16 protein-coding genes are annotated in these 16,638 nt (G+C 56.9%); 11 read left to right on the top strand and 5 right to left on the bottom strand.

Annotated elements, in window-relative coordinates; all coding sequences use genetic code 11:
• Positions 1–2 precede the first annotated feature (2 nt).
• The 9 genes from murG to ftsZ all read left to right on the top strand — a co-directional run bounded on the left by murG (position 3) and on the right by ftsZ (position 9,900).
• Entirely contained in the window at positions 3–1,073 is a 1,071-nt protein-coding gene (gene murG, locus CKV94_RS02370) for an undecaprenyldiphospho-muramoylpentapeptide beta-N-acetylglucosaminyltransferase (protein ID WP_003822458.1), read from the top strand.
• 78 nt (positions 1,074–1,151) lie between these two features.
• Complete coding sequence (locus CKV94_RS11060; RefSeq protein WP_155733683.1) at positions 1,152–1,868, top strand: hypothetical protein; 717 nt, start codon at positions 1,152–1,154, stop codon at positions 1,866–1,868.
• Between the two features lie 167 nt (positions 1,869–2,035).
• Positions 2,036–3,433, top strand: a complete 1,398-nt coding sequence (gene murC / locus CKV94_RS02360; protein ID WP_035580002.1) for a UDP-N-acetylmuramate--L-alanine ligase — start codon at positions 2,036–2,038, stop codon at positions 3,431–3,433.
• A complete protein-coding gene (locus CKV94_RS02355) occupies positions 3,426–4,475 on the top strand; it encodes a hypothetical protein (RefSeq protein WP_003822450.1) in 1,050 nt (349 codons plus the stop codon). The genes murC and CKV94_RS02355 overlap by 8 nt, the downstream gene beginning before the upstream one ends.
• 3 nt (positions 4,476–4,478) lie before the next feature.
• Positions 4,479–5,525, top strand: coding sequence for a hypothetical protein (locus CKV94_RS02350; RefSeq protein ID WP_003822448.1), 1,047 nt, complete (start codon positions 4,479–4,481; stop codon positions 5,523–5,525).
• A 73-nt stretch (positions 5,526–5,598) separates the two neighbouring features.
• Positions 5,599–6,519, top strand: a complete 921-nt coding sequence (locus CKV94_RS02345) for a D-alanine--D-alanine ligase (RefSeq protein WP_035580000.1) — start codon at positions 5,599–5,601, stop codon at positions 6,517–6,519.
• On the top strand, positions 6,503–7,258 hold the full coding sequence (locus CKV94_RS02340; protein ID WP_003822444.1) for a cell division protein FtsQ/DivIB: 756 nt from the start codon (positions 6,503–6,505) through the stop codon (positions 7,256–7,258). The genes CKV94_RS02345 and CKV94_RS02340 overlap by 17 nt, the downstream gene beginning before the upstream one ends.
• Before the next feature lie 131 nt (positions 7,259–7,389).
• Positions 7,390–8,628, top strand: coding sequence for a cell division protein FtsA (gene ftsA, locus CKV94_RS02335; RefSeq protein WP_003822442.1), 1,239 nt, complete (start codon positions 7,390–7,392; stop codon positions 8,626–8,628).
• Positions 8,629–8,727: 99 nt separating this feature from the next.
• Positions 8,728–9,900: a cell division protein FtsZ gene (gene ftsZ / locus CKV94_RS02330; protein ID WP_003822440.1), complete on the top strand. Its 1,173-nt coding sequence runs from the start codon at positions 8,728–8,730 to the stop codon at positions 9,898–9,900.
• Between the two features lie 312 nt (positions 9,901–10,212).
• On the opposite strand, the gene CKV94_RS02325 is transcribed toward ftsZ, so the two are convergent.
• The 5 genes from CKV94_RS02325 to rarD all read right to left on the bottom strand — a co-directional run bounded on the left by CKV94_RS02325 (position 10,213) and on the right by rarD (position 15,579).
• Complete coding sequence (locus CKV94_RS02325; RefSeq protein WP_064103821.1) at positions 10,213–10,881, bottom strand: hypothetical protein; 669 nt, start codon at positions 10,879–10,881, stop codon at positions 10,213–10,215.
• Positions 10,882–10,943: 62 nt separating this feature from the next.
• Positions 10,944–11,465, bottom strand: coding sequence for a hypothetical protein (locus tag CKV94_RS02320; protein ID WP_003822438.1), 522 nt, complete (start codon positions 11,463–11,465; stop codon positions 10,944–10,946).
• Positions 11,466–11,559: 94 nt separating this feature from the next.
• On the bottom strand, positions 11,560–13,959 hold the full coding sequence (gene gyrB, locus CKV94_RS02315) for a DNA topoisomerase (ATP-hydrolyzing) subunit B (protein WP_003822436.1): 2,400 nt from the start codon (positions 13,957–13,959) through the stop codon (positions 11,560–11,562).
• Between the two features lie 115 nt (positions 13,960–14,074).
• Entirely contained in the window at positions 14,075–14,485 is a 411-nt protein-coding gene (locus tag CKV94_RS02310; RefSeq protein ID WP_003822434.1) for a hypothetical protein, read from the bottom strand.
• A gap of 167 nt (positions 14,486–14,652) precedes the next feature.
• Positions 14,653–15,579 carry an EamA family transporter RarD gene (gene rarD, locus CKV94_RS02305; protein ID WP_223417324.1) on the bottom strand — a complete coding sequence of 309 codons (927 nt, stop codon included), beginning with the start codon at positions 15,577–15,579 and terminating at the stop codon, positions 14,653–14,655.
• Between the two features lie 30 nt (positions 15,580–15,609).
• Between rarD and CKV94_RS11055 the strand changes: the two genes are divergently transcribed.
• The gene (locus CKV94_RS11055; RefSeq protein WP_064105795.1) at positions 15,610–15,849 is read left to right on the top strand and encodes a hypothetical protein; all 240 of its coding nucleotides are present in this window, start codon (positions 15,610–15,612) and stop codon (positions 15,847–15,849) included.
• Positions 15,850–15,923: 74 nt separating this feature from the next.
• Positions 15,924–16,580 carry a hypothetical protein gene (locus CKV94_RS02300; RefSeq protein ID WP_003822431.1) on the top strand — a complete coding sequence of 219 codons (657 nt, stop codon included), beginning with the start codon at positions 15,924–15,926 and terminating at the stop codon, positions 16,578–16,580.
• The last annotated feature ends 58 nt before the right edge of the window (positions 16,581–16,638 follow it).

The following is a 16,638-nucleotide window of genomic DNA, read 5'->3' as shown; positions in this document are numbered from 1 at the left end:
ATATGGGCGTGAAAACCTTTTTGCTGATGGCCGGCGGTACCGGCGGGCATATTTTCCCCGCGCTGGCGGTGGCCGCCGCGCTGCGCGAACGCGGGCACAAGGTGGTGTGGCTGGGCAGCGAGGGCGCGATGGAAACGCGTATCGTGCCGCAGCACGGCATCGAAATCGAAACCCTGGCCATCAAAGGCGTGCGCGGCAACGGCCTCAAGCGCAAGCTGATGCTGCCGTTCACGCTGTGGCACACCATCCGTGCGGCGCGAAGCATCATCCGCAAGCATCAGGTAGACGGTGCCATCGGCTTCGGCGGCTTCGTTACCGTGCCCGGCGGCGTGGCAGCCAAGCTGTGCGGCGTGCCGCTGGTGATTCACGAGCAAAATGCCGTGGCCGGGCTTTCCAACCGAATTTTGGCCAAGCTGGCCAGCCGGGTGCTGTATGCCTTCCCCAAGGCGTTTAGCGATGAAAACGGGCTGGTGGGCAACCCCGTGCGCGCTGATATTGCCGCATTGCCCGCGCCGCAAGAGCGGTTTGCTGAGCGTTCAGGTAGCCTGAAGCTGTTGGTTACCGGCGGCAGCCTAGGCGCAGATATTCTCAACCGCCTGCTGCCCGAAGCAATGGCCTTGCTGCCTGCCGAGCAACGCCCCCAAGTGCGGCACCAAAGCGGGCGCGGCAAGCTGGAAGGCTTGCGCCAGCGTTATGCCGAAGCCGGTGTGCAGGCTGAATGCAGCGAATTTATTGATGATATGGCAGCGGCCTACGGTGCGGCGGATTTGGTGGTGTGCCGCTCCGGCGCGCTTACCATTGCCGAGCTGGCCGCGGCTGGCGTGGGCGCATTGCTCGTGCCCTACCCCTATGCGGTGGACGACCACCAAACCGCCAACGCCCGTTTCGTGGCCGCCGGCGAGGCCGGGCTGCTTTTGCCGCAGAGCGAGCTGACGGCGGAGAAACTGGCTTTGGTGCTGGGCGGCCTCAACCGCGACACTTGCCTCCAATGGGCGCAAAACGCCCGCCAAATGGCCAAACCGGATAGTGCGGCCAAGGTGGCAGAAGCTGCGCTGGCAGCAGTGGGCGGATGATTGGTGTGAGGCTACCTGAAAAGCGGTTTTGAAGTTTCAGGTAGCTTGTCTGAGGCGGTTTTGGAAGGCTACCTGAAAATGGAGTTTGGGATTTCAGGTAGCCTTGGCTTGGCAGGAGAGAGTGCAATGTTCGATTGGCTGAAAAGCAAAAGCCGCCGTGAAACCGGGCGGCTGAATGCGCTGCTGGCCGAAGTGTTCGCACAGCTTGGCGAAGAGCGGCTGCGGCAGGCTGTGGCAGATGGGGCGGTGGCGCGGTTTCCACACGGTTTGGGTAATTGTTTTGACGTGGTTTTCTCTCCCCATGCGGCGGCGTATGAAAACCTGCTGCCGAAGCAAAACGCTGTGTTCCGCCAAATTGCGGTGCGTAACGCGGCCGGGCAGCACACGCGTTTGGAAATCACGGTAATCGACAATCTGCCTGCGGGCATTGCGTTTGACAATGTGGCGTTTGATTTTACGCAGCCGCTGTTTGCGGATACGGGCATGGCCGTCCGGGCGGCATCGGTAACGGAACAGGCTTTGGCACGCCGGCTGGCGGCGTTGGGCTTTGTCGGAGATATACCGGCGGCAGTGGTGAATGAGGTGGAAATCAAAGGGCAGTCCTATCTGCGGCTGCAAGAAACCGCCGATGGTGATTTTGTGGGCTTGGGTGCGGACGATGCGCTGTATTGGTGCAGGCATGCGGGCGGGGTACTGGCGGTGCCGCCGGAGTTGTCTGCCGTGTTGCGGGAGAGGCTGTTTGCCGCGCCACGCGGGGAAACGGCGGCGTTGTTGGCAAGCCTGCTTGATGATTAGCATGCAGATGGTTTAAAGGCCTTGCTTGGGTAGCGTTCCAAGTGGCTGTTTTCAGGTAGCCTCAATAGCAGTATCGGCTTTTCCCGCTTGTGTTGTATCGAAAAATGTTTATCCGCTATACAATAGCGGTTTTGTCTGCAAAGGCTGCTTGGGAAGCAGTGATAACTATGAAGCAACGAGTAAAACGCATCCATTTCGTCGGCATCGGCGGCTCTGGCATGTGCGGCCTGGCCGAGGTGCTGTATAAAGAATTCGACGTATCCGGCTCGGATCAGGCACAAAGCGCGGTAACGCGCCAGCTGGCCGATATGGGCATCAAGGTGTTCCACGGCCATGCGGCAGAGCATATCGAAGGCGTGGACGTGGTGGTTACCTCCACCGCCATCAAGCCGGATAATCCGGAAGTGTTGGCCGCCCGCGAGGCAGGCATTCCGGTGATTCCGCGCGCCATGATGCTGGCGGAAATTATGCGCTTCGGCCAGGGCATCGCCATTGCCGGCACGCACGGTAAAACCACCACCACCAGCCTCACTGCCTCCATTCTCACCGCCGCCGGCCTCGATCCGACTTTCGTTATCGGCGGCAAGCTCACCGCTGCGGGCACCAATGCCAAGCTCGGCGGCGGGCAGTATATTGTGGCCGAGGCCGACGAATCAGACGCCTCTTTCCTGTATCTCACGCCCGTGATTACCGTGGTGACCAATATCGACACCGACCACATGGACACCTACGACCACAGCGTGGACAAGCTGCACCAGGCCTTTGTGGAATTTGTGCATCGTATGCCGTTCTACGGAAAGGCATTTTTGTGTATCGACAGCGAACATGTGCGCGCCATCCTGCCGGAGATTCAGAAACCGTTTGCTACCTATGGCTTAGACGAAACCGCCGATATTTATGCTGATAATGTGCACAGCGAAGGTGCGCAGATGTGCTTTACCGTGCACCTGAACAAACGCTCAATCGCGCCGTTTGAAGTGCGGCTGAATGCGCCGGGGCGGCACAATGTGCTCAACGCGCTGGCTGCCATCGGCGTGGCGCTGGAGTGCGGCGCGGACGTGGAAGCCATTCAGCGTGGGCTGGCCGGTTTCGGCGGCGTGGGACGGCGTTTCCAAAGCTACGGCGAAATCAAGCTGCCGCAAGGCGGCAGCGCCTTGGTGATCGACGACTACGGCCACCATCCGGTGGAAATGGCTGCCACGCTCTCCGCCGCACGCGGTGCTTATCCAGAAAGCCGCCTGGTGTTGGCATTCCAGCCGCACCGCTACACCCGCACCCGCGATTTGTTTGAAGACTTCGTACGCGTGCTGAACACCGCCGATGCAGTGGTGCTGACCGATGTATACGCTGCCGGCGAAGAGCCGATTGTGGCCGCCGACAGCCGTGCGCTCACCCGTGCCCTGCGCGTGGCCGGCAAGCTGGAGCCGATTTACTGCGCTGATGTGGCCGATATGCCCGCCACCTTGCTTAATATGCTGCAAGATGGCGACCTGCTGCTGAATATGGGCGCAGGCAGCATCAATAAAGTACCGCAGGCTTTGCGGGATTTAGCAGCGCATGGATGATTTCCTGAAACGCCGCCAAGAGGCGCGGCAGCGTGCCGCCGCTTTTTGGCAGAGTTGGCAGTGGGAGCAGCCCTGGCAGGCCGGCGGCGGTTGTGTGGCGCTGGTGAATAGCGGAAACTATCTGCTGCACCACTATTTCCCCGGCGTGTTTTTGCAGATCGTGTCGGATTATGCTGTTGATGCCGGCGCTAAATTTCAGGTAGCCTTCAGTAGCGGCGGCCGGTTGGAGCCGATGGCCGATGCAGTGTTGCTGGCTGAGGCTGCGCCACCGGGTTTGCCCTTTGGTGTGCAGGCCTTGCTGCGGCGCTGCCGGGCTGCTGAATTGCCGCATCGCCGGGCTGGTTTTGGCAAAACGCAGCTTTCCGGCAGCCAATTTCAGGTAGCCTGTGCGCCGGGCAGCGATGGTTTGGTGCATTTACAGGTGTTTGTGAACGATAATCCTGATGGCACGGATGCCGACGACCGCCGGTTGGCGGTGTGGCTGCTTTTGGCGCAGGCCTTGGGGCAGTGGGATTTAAACGTGAAAACCGGCTATGTGGAGCTGGTGGAGCAGCCGCCTCGGGGTGGGCTGCCGTTGGCCGAGCTGCCCGCTGCTTTTGATAAGTTGTGGCGTGCCCAGCTGGGGCACAACGGCGTGTATCCAAGCGGCGAGGCGGAATTCCGCGTGTATGGCGCGGAAAACGATGATGGCGAGCCGGCCAAGATTTTGGTGCGCAACGAATCGGCTGCTTCGCTGCTGGGGCGTGCCGATTTGGCCTGGTGTTTGAGTGTGCGCTGTGAAGTGTACGATGACATGAGCCAGGCTCTGGCGCAGGAACTGGCACACGAGTTTTCCGGCTGCGTCGGGCAGCATGAGCAGGGTATTCTCACCGCCATGCTGGCCGATGCGGAAAAAGGCGAATACACCGCCTTTGCCATGGTGGCCGAGCCGGAAGGATTGTGGGAGAAGGTACGGGAAATCACCGCACGCTACGAGCGGCTAGACGCACGGGTTAACTGTGTGTTCGACCCGTCATGGCGGCATTACCGCTTGCAAGGATAAAAGATGACGAAATCAGATACCAACGAAGCCGCAGGCCGGCACAGCCTGAGCGAATGGCAAGATAATGCTCATTGTTTCTGGACAGTGTGGCGGCGCGAAGAGGCGCGGCTTGCAGCGCTGGAAGACCCGGTGGCCTTTGTTACAGAGGCCAACAACCTGCTGCACGAATACTGCCCCGGTGTGGTGGTGGAATTGGAAGGGCCGCCGGCCGACGGCGCGCTGGTGTTCAGTGCCAACGGCGATTTGGAACACTTCCCGCAAGTGCTGGCGCTGATTGCCACGGCAGCTGAATCCACTGAGCGTTCGGTGCTGTGTTTCCGCCAGCGGCTGGGCTCGCCGGAGCAGTTTGCCATCCGCATGGGCGGCGTGGAAATGCAGGCGACGGATATTTTGGTGCGCTGCGAAGAATGGCGCGGCCTGCCCGCGCTGGACGTGGCTTTTGCCAAGCCGCCCAAGGCAGAAGATTTGGAAACCGCGCAGAGGCTGGCGCTGATTATGCTCGACCATGTGTTGGGCGAGTGGGATGCGGTGGTGAAAGTGGGCGCGCTGGATTTTGTGGATGCTGTGCCGCCGGAAGCCGTGCCGCTACACAGGCTACCTGAAAAATTAGACGAAGTATGGAAAGCCTTGGGGCGCGATGCGCTCTATCCCGAGCCGGAATGGCAATATACCGCCTATCAGCGCGATGAAGACGAAGAAAACGAACAAGATGCCCTGGTGCTGCTGCGTAATGAGTCGGCCAACGGCCTGCTTGGCCGGGCGGATATGGGCTGGTGCGTTTCCGTGCGCTGTGAAATCAACGGCGAAGACGCGCTGATGGCGGCCTACCGGCTGCAAGACGAATTCGACGCCGAGGCCTGCCATCAACAGCAAGGCATCGGCACGATTGCCGTCACCAACCTCACGCGGGGTGAGCGCACCATATTTGCCGCTACCGGCGAGCCGGAGCGCCTCATGGCAAAAGCGCAGGCACTGTGCGAGCAGTTTGCCGAACTCAAGCCGCAGGCCGCGTGCGAATACGACCCGAGCTGGCGGCATTACCGGTTTTAAGTTTTCAGGTAGCCTTTCAGACGGGCGTTTGATGGGGCTACCTGAAAGTAGAAGTAAGAAAGAAGCAAAGCAAATGAACAAGCAGTTTGGCAAAGTGGCCGTATTGAACGGCGGATTTTCCAGCGAGCGTGAAGTGTCGCTCGACAGCGGCGCGGCCGTATTGGCCGCCTTGCAGAGCCGGGGCATCGATGCCCACCGGTTCGACCCGAAAGAACAAGACATCCTGCAACTGAAAGCGCAGGGTTTTCAGGTAGCCTTCAATGTGCTGCACGGCACCTATGGCGAAGACGGCACCGTGCAGGCGCTGCTCGATTCCATCGGCATCCCCTACACCGGCTGCGGCATGGCCGCCTCTGCGCTGGGTATGGACAAATACCGCTGCAAACTGATTTGGCAGGCGCTCGGCCTGCCCGTACCCGATTTCGCCGTATTGCACGATGATACTGATTTTGCCGCTGTGGAAGCCGAGCTCGGCCTGCCGATGTTTGTGAAGCCCGCCGCCGAAGGCAGCAGCGTGGGCGTGGTGAAAGTGAAGCAGCCCGGCGAGTTGCCGAAAGTGTACCGCGAGCTGCGCGAACGCCATCTGCACGGCGAAATCATCGCCGAACGCTTTGTCGACGGCGGCGAATACACTTGCGCCGTGCTCGGCCAACAGGCACTGCCCAGCATCCGCATCATCCCGGCCACCGAGTTTTACGATTACGACGCCAAGTATTTCCGTGACGATACGGTATACCAATGCCCCAGCGATTTGGATGCAGCGGGCGAGGCCGAAATCCGCCGCCTGGCCAAAGCGGGCTTTGAAGCCATCGGCGGGCGCGGCTGGGGCAGGGTGGATTTCCTGCGCAGCCAGAGCGGAAAGCTTTATTTGTTGGAAATCAACACCGTGCCCGGTATGACCAGCCACAGTCTGGTGCCGAAAGCCGCCGCGCAAACCGGCTTGGATTTTGCCGATTTATGCGTTGAAGTATTGAGCCATGCGACTTTGGGATAACGCCGGCGCACTCAAACGCATCAACAGCAGCCTTTATCTTTTGGCTGCTGTCGGCCTGATTTCGGCAGCGGTGATGTGGATGATGAATTCGCCGTATTTCCCGGTGAAACTGGTGAAAATCGACGGCGACCTGCACCGCTTAAGTGCCACCCAGCTGCAACAAACCGCCCATCGTCACATCCGCGGCAATATATTCAAAGCCGATTTGAACGAAGCGCGGCAGGCGTTTGAAACGCTGCCTTGGGTGGCTAAGGCGGAGGTGCGCCGAATCTGGCCGGATACGGTGCAAATCCGGGTGGAAGAGCGGCAGCCTGTGGCGCGCTGGGAAGGCGGCGGGCTGGTGGATAGCGAAGGCAAAGGCTTTGATGCCCCCACCGATGAAAACTTTCCCGTATTTGCAGGCACGCCGGGAATGCGTAAAATTATGGTGGAGGAATTTATGGAGTTCCAAGCCATCTTGGCGCCGACTAATCTGAAAATCAGCCGCATGGATTATAGTTCTCGTTCCTCGCGGGAGCTGGCTTTGGAAAACGGCATCCGGCTGCATCTGGGTCGTGTCGACGAACAAGATCGTCTGCGCCGCTTTGTGCAGGCATGGCACGAAATCTTGAAAGAACGCGCAGCTGACGTACAATACGTGGATTTGCGCTATAAAGACGGCTTTGCCGTGCGCTACAAACAGGGCGCGGCAGATGAAGACAACAACAAGCAACAACCGCCATCAGGCGGGTATGACTGAAGCAATTATTTTTCTACAAAATGGCGAGTAGTAGCATAGTACACAAGTACAGCAAAGCGAGTTAGCGTAGTAGAAAATGAATAAGTGCTTTAGCGATAAACAACCATTTCAACAATAAGCGAGACAGAGTTATGTCAAACAACAAACAACTGGTGGGCGCACTGGACATCGGCACCTCGAAAACCATCGTTTTGATCGGCGAAGTGCAAGACGATAAGGAAATTCACATCATCGGCTTTGGCCAAGCGCCGTCACACGGCTTGAAAGCCGGCATGGTAACCAATATTGATGCCACCGCCCAAGCTATTACCCAAGCTATGGAAGAAGCCCAGCTGATGGCTGATTGCCAAATCGGCAGCGTGGTAACCGGCATTGCCGGCAACCATATCCGCAGCATGAATTCGCAAGGTGTGGTGAAAATCAAGGAAGGCGAAGTAACGCAGGCCGACATCGACCGCGCTATCGAAACCGCCAAAGCCGTAAACATCCCGCCTGATCACCAGATTCTGCACACCGTGGTGCAGGAGTACATCATCGACAACCAGCCCGGTGTGCGCGAGCCCATCGGCATGAGCGGCGTGCGGCTGGATACGCGCATTCATATCGTAACCGGTGCGGTTACCGCCATGCAGAACATTCAAAAATGTATCGAACGTTGCGGCCTGCATATCGACAACATGATTCTGCAACCCTTGGCCAGCGGTCGTGCTGTGTTGACTGAAGACGAGAAAGAACTGGGCGTGTGCGTCATCGATATCGGCGGCGGCACGACCGATATCGCCGTGTACACTAACGGTGCAATCCGCCACACCGCCGTCATTCCGGTGGCCGGCGATTTGATTACCCGCGATTTGGCGCAAGCCCTGCGTACTCCTTACAATGCCGCCGAATACATCAAAATCAACCATGGCGTAGCCTTGGCTACCGGCGATGGCTTGGATGAAATGATTGAAGTGCCCAGCGTGGGCGACCGCAGCCCGCGCCAGATTTCACGCCGTGTGTTGGCCAGTGTTATCGGCCCGCGCGTGGAAGAAATTTTAGAACTGACCCGCAATGAACTGCACCGTTCCGGTTTCCCCGAAGAAGTGCTCACTTCCGGAGTGGTGCTCACCGGCGGCGCATCTTTGCTTTCCGGTGTGGTGGAACTGGCTGAAGACGTGTTCAATCTGCCTGCCCGTGTCGGTGTGCCGAAGGAAATGGGCGGTTTGTCGGAACGCATCCGTAACCCGCGCTACGCCACCGCCATCGGCCTCCTGCAAACCGCTGCCGAATACAGCAGCCAGCATGGTACGCATAACACCGTGCGACAGGCTGCAGAGGGAGATCCTGTTTTCTACCGCCTCAAAGAGTGGCTGAAAAACAATTTCTAAGCTTTTTGCTTATTCTTGCACACAAAATCTGTTCAAACCTTTATAATACGGGCGATTTCAGTTTTCAGGTAGCCTTCTGGGGCGCAAAAGGAGTGTTAAATGCAGTTGGTTTATGATGTTGTCGAATCCGCAGCCAGTCCGGCGGTCATTAAAGTTATCGGTATTGGTGGCGGTGGCTGTAATGCTATTAACAATATGATAGACAACACGGTACAAGGCGTTGAATTTATTAGCGCCAACACCGATGCCCAATCTTTACAGGGCAGCAAAGCGCCCAAGCGCATCCAGCTAGGTACTAATTTGACCAAAGGTTTGGGTGCCGGCGCCAATCCGGAAACCGGCCGTAATGCCGCTCTGGAAGACCGTGAAACCATCGCCGACGCCATTCAAGGCGCCAATATGCTGTTCATTACCACCGGTATGGGTGGCGGCACCGGTACCGGCGCTGCTCCGGTAGTGGCCGAGATTGCCCGTGAGCTGGGTATCCTGACCGTGGCTGTGGTGACCCGCCCGTTCGAACATGAAGGCAAACGCATCCAGATTGCCAAAGACGGCTTGGAAACCCTGAAAAACCAAGTAGACTCGCTCATCGTTATCCCGAACGACAAACTGATGACCGCCCTGGGCGAAGATGTAACCGTGCGCCAGGCATTCCGTGCTGCTGATAACGTGTTGCGCAACGCAGTGGCCGGTATTGCCGAAGTGATTACCTGCCCCGGCATGATCAACTTGGACTTCGCCGACGTACGCAACGTAATGGGTATCATGGGCATGGCCATGATGGGTTCTGGTTTCGCACAAGGTATCGACCGTGCCCGTTTGGCTACCGAGCAGGCAATTGCCAGCCCGCTGCTGGACAATGTAACGCTGGAAGGCGCACGCGGTGTGTTGGTGAACATCACTACCGCCCCTGATGGTCTGACCATGAAAGAGTATAAAGAAATCATGTCAGTAGTGAGCGAATATGCTCACCCTGATGCTGAATTGAAATATGGTACAGCTGAAGACGCTGCCATGGAGGAAGGCGAAATCCGCGTTACCATTATTGCCACCGGCCTGAAAGAGCAAGGCGACAACAGCCAGAGCAGCAATTTGCGCATGGTGAAAACTGCCCAAGCTACCGGCACAGATGGCGCATTCCCGGAAATCGACAGTGTTATCCGTTCAGGTCGCACTGCCCGCACCATGAATTTGGCTGCTTCTGATTTTGCCAACCAATCTGTGTTGGACGATTTTGAAATTCCGGCGGTGATCCGCCGCCAGGCTGATTAAGCCAGTTTGGTTTTCAATGTAAAGCCTGCCTCTTTATGAGGCAGGTTTTTGTTTGGTGTGTTGGATAGAATGGTGAAAGGTTACTGATTAGTTGAGTTAGACGAATAGCTGATGAACATTCTTGCACTTTCCAATGTCATTCTTACGCTATTGATGACTGCTGGCGGCGAATCATGAATAGCCATTCAAAATTATATATTGGGGTATTTAGCCTAGCAAAGATCTAAACTTAGTCCGGCTAGAGGATATCATTGCAATCAGTTGCCGCTTATGTTTTCAGGTAGCTTTCGATGCTACCTGAAAATATTTCGGTTAGTGGTTACAGCCGCAGTTGTGGCCGTGTTCGTGCCCATGGTGTTCATGTTCGGGCGAGGGCTGTTTCTCGCCGCCGTGTTCGTTTTGGAAGAATTGGTGCGCTTGGCGGGCGGCCTGGCTGCCGAGGTCTTCGATCATGAGGGAGACGTATTCGGGGAAGAGGTAGCGGCCGCCGAGTTTGGCGCGGGCAGTGTCGGTTTCGGGGTCGAGGCTGGGGATGGGGGTGGAGAGGTCGACTTGGCCGTCCCATTCGATGGTGAAGCGTTTGTCGGCAAAGCGGATGGGGGTAAGCTCGGCTTCTTTGTGGCGGTGCATCAGGCACAGGGCTTGGCGGCTGAATACGTCGTAGAGCCAGGCGTCGCCTTGGTCGGTGTTGAACAGGAGGTAGGCGCTGGGGGTGGCGGTTTCAAAGCCGGTGGCGGTTACGTAGTCTTGGCCGGCACGGGTGTGCTCGACCACGGTGTGGCATTCTTCGGTGAGCGGGGTGCGGCCGAAGCGTTCGCCGGCCTGGTGGCAGATTTCGGCGTGGCGCCAGCTTTGGTATTTGGCTTCTTGGGCGGCGCGGTTGAGCAGTTCGGCGATTTTGCCGCCTTGTTTGTTTTGGCGTTTTTTAGCCTGCTGGCGGAGGTGTTCGAGGGTGTCGGCGGTGGTGTGGATGTATTTCATGCTGGGTCTCTTTTTAATTTGATGTGAGGCTACCTGAAAATATTTCAGGTAGCCTTTCGGGTTTATTGGGCTGCGCCGGAGGCTTCGTTGGCGGCCGGGGTTGCGGAGGCGTCGGCGGGGTTTTTCAGCCAGGCGGCGGTGTCTTTGGCGAGGGTGTCGGTTACGCGTTCGAGCACGGAGCAGGAGCTTTTAAACATGCCGCCCATGCCGCCGAGGGAGCGGCGGGAGAGCTCGGTGGTGGCGGTTTGTTGGCCGTTTTCGTAGCGGGTGAGGCGGATGTGCATGGATTTGTAGTGGCCGGTGAAGGCGCTGCCGTAGCTGCGGGCGTCGGTAATCTGCACTTCGAGGCGGTTGGGCTGCGCGGCGAGGCTGTCGGCGCCGGTGGCCTGCAGTTCGATGCCGCCGGCTTTGGCTTGCTCGATGATTTTACGGCTGAGGTTGGTGCCTAAATCGGTGCATTCTTGGCGGATACGGTCGGCCACTTTGGCTTCGGGGGCGTAGGGGATGGTGTCGGCGATAAAGCTTTGGGCGTAGGTTTGGCCGGCGATGAGGAGGGCGGCGATGGCGGTAAGGCGGCGGAACATGGGTGTCCTTTCTGTGGTGGTTGAACGGTTGGATAAGGGGGTAAATTTTCAGGTAGCCTTTGTAGGGAAGGCTACCTGAAAAATCTGCGCTGCTTTACGCATCAATGTTTTGCGCAATCAGGGCGTTGGTTTCGATGAACTCGCGGCGGGGTTCGACTTCGTCGCCCATCAGGGTAACGAATACTTTGTCGGCGGCGATGGCGTCTTCGATGCGCACTTTCAGGAGGCGGCGCACTTCCGGGTCCATGGTGGTTTCCCACAGCTGTTCGGCGTTCATCTCGCCCAGCCCTTTGTAGCGCTGGATGGCCATGCCTTTTTGCGCACCGGCGAGCAGGATGTCGATGGACTGCTCGAAGCTGTTTACGGTTTGCGGCTCGGCTTCGCCTTTGTGGAGCAGGGCGCCGGGCTCAACCAGGCCTTGGAGCTGTTCGGCGGTGCGGCTGATGGTTTGGTAGGCTTTGCTGTCGATGAATTTCTGGTCGAGATAGGAAACCATCACGTTGCCGTGCAGCTGGCGGGTGATTTTGATGAAATGGCCGCCTTCGTGGCCGTCGAGTCGCTCCAGCGCCACTTCTTCTTTGGCCAGCAGGGAGGAGAGGGCGGCAATGGCGGTATCAGTGCTTTCGGCGCTTTCGAGCGAAATGGGGGCGGTGTCAAGCAGGGCGCGCAGCACGAGGCCGTCGATGATGCGGCTTTCATGTTCGATGGTGCTGCGGGCGCGGAGGAACTGCTTGGCGGCGCGTTCCAGCTCGGCGCCTTCCAGCGTGCGGCCGCCGGAAACGATTTTGGCTTTGTCTACAGCGAGGCCGAGCAGGAATTCGTCTTTTTCCGTGTCGTCTTTCAGGTAGCGTTCCTGCTTGCCGTATTTGGCTTTATACAGCGGGGGTTGGGCGATGTAGATGTAGCCGCGCTCCACCAGTTCGGGCATTTGGCGGTAGAAGAAGGTTAGGAGTAGGGTGCGGATATGGGCGCCGTCCACGTCGGCATCGGTCATAATGATGATACGGTGGTAGCGCAGTTTTTCCAGATTGAATTCTTCTTTGCCGATGGAGGTGCCCAGCGCGGTAATCAGGGTGGCCACTTCTTGACTGGCGAGCATTTTCTCGAAGCGGGCTTTTTCCACGTTGAGGATTTTGCCCTTCAGCGGCAGGATAGCTTGGAATTTGCGGTCGCGGCCTTGTTTGGCGGAGCCGCCGGCGGAATCGCCCTCCACCAGATAAAGCTCGGATAAGGCAGGGTCTTTTTCTTGGCAGTCGGCCAGTTTGCCCGGCAGTCCAAGGCCGTCCATCACGCCTTTGCGGCGGGTGATTTCGCGCGCTTTGCGGGCAGCTTCGCGGGCGCGGGCGGCATCTACGATTTTGCTGCAAATGATTTTGGCGTCTTGCGGATTTTCTTCCAAGAATTCGTGCAGCGCCTGGCTGAGCACTTCGTTCACCACGGGGGCGATTTCGCTGGAAACCAGTTTGTCTTTGGTTTGGGAGGAGAATTTCGGGTCGGGCAGTTTCACGGAAAGCACGCACACCAAGCCTTCGCGCATATCGTCGCCGCTGGTATCCACCTTGGCTTTCTTAGCGATTTCGTTGGCTTCGATATATTGGTTGATGGTGCGTGTCATGGCGGCGCGCAGGGCGGTGAGGTGGGTGCCGCCGTCGCGCTGCGGGATGTTGTTGGTGAAACATTGCACGGATTCTTGGTAGCTGTCGTTCCACTGCATGGCGCATTCTACGGTCATGCCGTCTCTTTCGCCGAGGGTGTAGAAGATTTTGTCGTGCAAGGGTTTTTTGCCGCCGGTGGTGTAGCGGACAAAGCCGGCCACGCCGCCGGATTCGGCGAAGTTTTCGTGTTTACCGTCGCGTTTGTCGAACAGTTCGATTTTCACGCCGTTGTTCAGAAAGGACAATTCACGGATACGCTTGGCCAAGGTTTCAAATTTATATTGCACCTCGCCGAAGGTTTCTTCGCTGGCCATGAATTGCACGCGCGTACCGTGTTTGTCGGCCGGGCAATCGGCCACGGCTTTGAGCGGGGCAACGGTTTCGCCACGGCGGAATTCGACAAAATGCTCTTTGCCTTCGCGCCAGATGGTGAGTTTCAGCCAGTCGGACAGGGCGTTTACTACGGATACGCCCACGCCGTGCAGACCGCCGGAGACTTTGTAGCTGTTGTTGTCGAACTTGCCGCCCGCGTGCAGGATGGTCATGATCACTTCGGCAGCGGAGCGGCCTTCTTTGGGGTGGATGCCGGTGGGGATGCCGCGCCCGTTGTCTTCGATGGTGATGGATTCGTCGGCGTTGATGGACACGGTGATGCTGTCGCAATGGCCGGCCAGTGCTTCATCGATTGCGTTGTCGAGCACTTCGAACACCATGTGGTGCAGGCCGGAGCCGTCCTGCGTATCGCCGATATACATGCCGGGGCGTTTACGCACGGCCTCCAAACCTTCGAGGACTTGGATACTGTCCGCGCCGTATTCTTGCTGGGTTTGTTCTGTCATGGTTGTTTTGCTGTGATGAGAATGAGTTTGAGGCTACCTGAAATAGTGTTTGCTACAAGTAGGTTTGATTTATCAGGGTAGGTTTTCTAGTTTTTTAGCGTGTTAGATTGTTTCTTCACGCTGCGTGGAGTGCTTCTTCATAAGTGGGCGGTTTGCCCTGATAGAGAATCAGTATTTCCGGCTGTTTCATTGTGTTTTTAGGGTTAATCCACTCTAAGGTATTGATCAGGATATACCATTCAACTAGGGATAAGCCGCCTTCCAGTGTTTCGCATACATCAAAATACAGGCAGGGACGGTTTGGTTGGTTATCGCTTTCAGACGTTATCAGTTTGTGTGTGGACCAGTTTTGTTGTTCAAAAATGCCTTGGTCTGCGGCTTTGCCTGCTGCAGCTATTAGAGCGGTCATCCATTGGAAGCCGTCCGCAATAATCAGGTGGCTGTTGCTGAACATGCCGTGATGTTCCACCACGGTGTTATTGTAACGGATAGTGATGTGGTTAAAGCGGATTTCTATTGTAATCATTTTCTATGGTAATCATACAGATGTGTGCTGAGACTCAGGGTTTCAGGTTACTTGAAACCCAACGTGTAATTATAACACATTACCTAAGTCGTTTTGGTCTGAGAAAGAACAGGCTTCCGCTTAGGAAGCCTGGTTTCATTACATTAAAGCAGATAATTTCAGGCAGCCTATTCTGCCTTTTCGCGGCGCATGGTTTGGATACCGTGATACAGCATCACGATGATGCTTGCCCAAATCAGGCTGTGGCTCACCATGGCCACCCAATCTAAATGCTCGCCCAGCACAAACACCGAAAGCAGAAACAGCAGCGCCGGCTCCAGATAGCTCAGCATGCCGAACAGCACCACCGGCAAAAGCTCGTTGGCTGTGAGGTTGACCTGCATTGATACCGCGCCGTTGAGCCCCAAGAGTACGGCAAATAAAAGCAGAATCGGCTTGGCCTCGATCATGGCCGGGCTGGGTGAATACATCACCAGATACCAAATAACGAAAGGCAGCGCCAAAATCAAATCCAGCAAGAGTCCGAGTAGCGGCGGTACGCCTTGCCAGCGGCGCATGATGTAATAAATCGGGAAGGTGGCGAACACGGCAATGGTTACCCAAGAAAATGTGCCGCTGTTCCAGATTTCCAGCGCCACCGCCGCCGAAGCCAGCAGCACGGCAACCAGCTGCAGCCGATCGAGCCGCTCGCGGAACACCATCACCCCGCCCAGCATCATCGCAAGCGGAAACAGGAAGTAGCCCATCGATACGTCCACGCCCTTGCCGTTTACCGGCGCCCACATATAAAGCCAAATCTGCCCGATCATAATCGGCGCGGGCAGCAGCACCAACGCCCAGCGGCGCACATTGCCGCCGATTTCGTGCAGGAATTTGGCCGCATCGTGTTTGGCCGAAGTGAGCAGCATAATAGAGAGCGCACAGGCAAACGTGCCCACGATACGCCAGGCAAACACATCCGTGCCGCTCATCGGCCGCATCCACGGGCCAAACATAAACAGCGAGCCGAACAGAATATTGGAGACCACGGCCGCAATAATCCCCTTGGCCATTCTCGACATATACAGCCTTTCGGAATTAAAGATAGTTAACATTATAAACGTCTTCTCGCTGCTTGGCACGTTTTGGCAGTTTTTGCCCAAATAGCCGTGGGGAAAGAGAAACATGGCAATGATTTGCCTATTTGTTCCGTGGGCAAAGGCTACTTGAAAGATTCCGGCGGTGGTTTGTGTGAAGTTGGGTTAATTAAGATGGAAAGGATTTGGGGTTGCGTGATTAAGACGATTTTTCAGGTAGCCTTCTGCGCACTCAAAGGCTACCTGAAAAATATCGCGGCGCTTCAGGTAGCCTCTCTTGTTGATTAAACATTGCCCAGTTTGTCTTTCTCTTGTACTCTGCTGCCTCCCTGCAATCTTGTTTTTGTTTTAAGGAAGCTGAGATGTCTGTTTATGCTAAAGCCCTTCTGCCGCTGCTGTTGGCCGCCTTGTGTGCCTGTCGTGTGGATGTGGGCTACCATGATGGCGAGGCTGCCAGCCAGGCCGCTGCCGCTGCGCCTGTTTTGCAAAGCGTGGAAGTGGGCAAGACCACAGTGGATCAGATACGGGCGTTGTATCCCGATGCGGTGAAGATGGAAGACGGTGTGATCATTTTCGGCAACCGGAGGCTTGGTAGTGAATCCGGTGCGGTGGAAGTGTATCAGAGCAATGTTCAGAACGGCTTTCCGTTGCGCATATTTTCGTTTGATGGCGAGAGCAAGCTGCTGCAAATGATGATTTTGGCGCGCACGGATAATGAAGTGGCGCCCTTGGTGAAAGATTTGGAAGCCGCCGGGTTTGCACCCTATCCGCACCTGAGCACGGAAGAATTTACCGTGCTCAACAGCGGCATGTTCGTTACGGCCGAAGAGCGGGAAAAGTTTTTGGCCGAAAACGGTATACAGCAGTTTAAGCGCGGCAACCTGCTGGCTTTTGTGATGACTAAGGGTGTCAACAATGGCAAGGCCGGAATCTTTATCATGAACCTCGCCTACGAGCCGGAACACCGCGCCAAATGGCAGCGGCAGGAGGCCGCTAAACAGCAGGCGGGGCAGCAATAGCCTATCAGGTTTCAGCTGGTTTTTTCAGGTAGCCTTCGCACTACAAAGAGGCTACCTG

Origin of the sequence: Eikenella corrodens (assembly GCF_900187105.1) — a bacterium.
GTDB classification, from domain to species: domain Bacteria; phylum Pseudomonadota; class Gammaproteobacteria; order Burkholderiales; family Neisseriaceae; genus Eikenella; species Eikenella corrodens.
This window is presented reverse-complemented; position numbering and strand designations above follow the sequence as displayed.

Bases quoted from the DNA above. Each gene is read 5' to 3' on its own strand.
- ftsZ (WP_003822440.1), top strand. From the start codon at position 8,728: ATGCAGTTGGTTTATGATGTTGTCGAATCCGCAGCCAGTCCGGCGGTC.
- CKV94_RS02340 (WP_003822444.1), top strand. From the start codon at position 6,503: ATGCGACTTTGGGATAACGCCGGCGCACTCAAACGCATCAACAGCAGC.
- CKV94_RS02325 (WP_064103821.1), bottom strand. From the start codon at position 10,881: ATGAAATACATCCACACCACCGCCGACACCCTCGAACACCTCCGCCAG.
- CKV94_RS02310 (WP_003822434.1), bottom strand. From the start codon at position 14,485: ATGATTACAATAGAAATCCGCTTTAACCACATCACTATCCGTTACAAT.
- murG (WP_003822458.1), top strand. From the start codon at position 3: ATGGGCGTGAAAACCTTTTTGCTGATGGCCGGCGGTACCGGCGGGCAT.
- murC (WP_035580002.1), top strand. From the start codon at position 2,036: ATGAAGCAACGAGTAAAACGCATCCATTTCGTCGGCATCGGCGGCTCT.
- CKV94_RS02345 (WP_035580000.1), top strand. From the start codon at position 5,599: ATGAACAAGCAGTTTGGCAAAGTGGCCGTATTGAACGGCGGATTTTCC.
- CKV94_RS02320 (WP_003822438.1), bottom strand. From the start codon at position 11,465: ATGTTCCGCCGCCTTACCGCCATCGCCGCCCTCCTCATCGCCGGCCAA.
- rarD (WP_223417324.1), bottom strand. From the start codon at position 15,579: ATGTTAACTATCTTTAATTCCGAAAGGCTGTATATGTCGAGAATGGCC.
- gyrB (WP_003822436.1), bottom strand. From the start codon at position 13,959: ATGACAGAACAAACCCAGCAAGAATACGGCGCGGACAGTATCCAAGTC.
- CKV94_RS02300 (WP_003822431.1), top strand. From the start codon at position 15,924: ATGTCTGTTTATGCTAAAGCCCTTCTGCCGCTGCTGTTGGCCGCCTTG.
- CKV94_RS02350 (WP_003822448.1), top strand. From the start codon at position 4,479: ATGACGAAATCAGATACCAACGAAGCCGCAGGCCGGCACAGCCTGAGC.
- ftsA (WP_003822442.1), top strand. From the start codon at position 7,390: ATGTCAAACAACAAACAACTGGTGGGCGCACTGGACATCGGCACCTCG.
- CKV94_RS02355 (WP_003822450.1), top strand. From the start codon at position 3,426: ATGGATGATTTCCTGAAACGCCGCCAAGAGGCGCGGCAGCGTGCCGCC.
- CKV94_RS11060 (WP_155733683.1), top strand. From the start codon at position 1,152: ATGGAGTTTGGGATTTCAGGTAGCCTTGGCTTGGCAGGAGAGAGTGCA.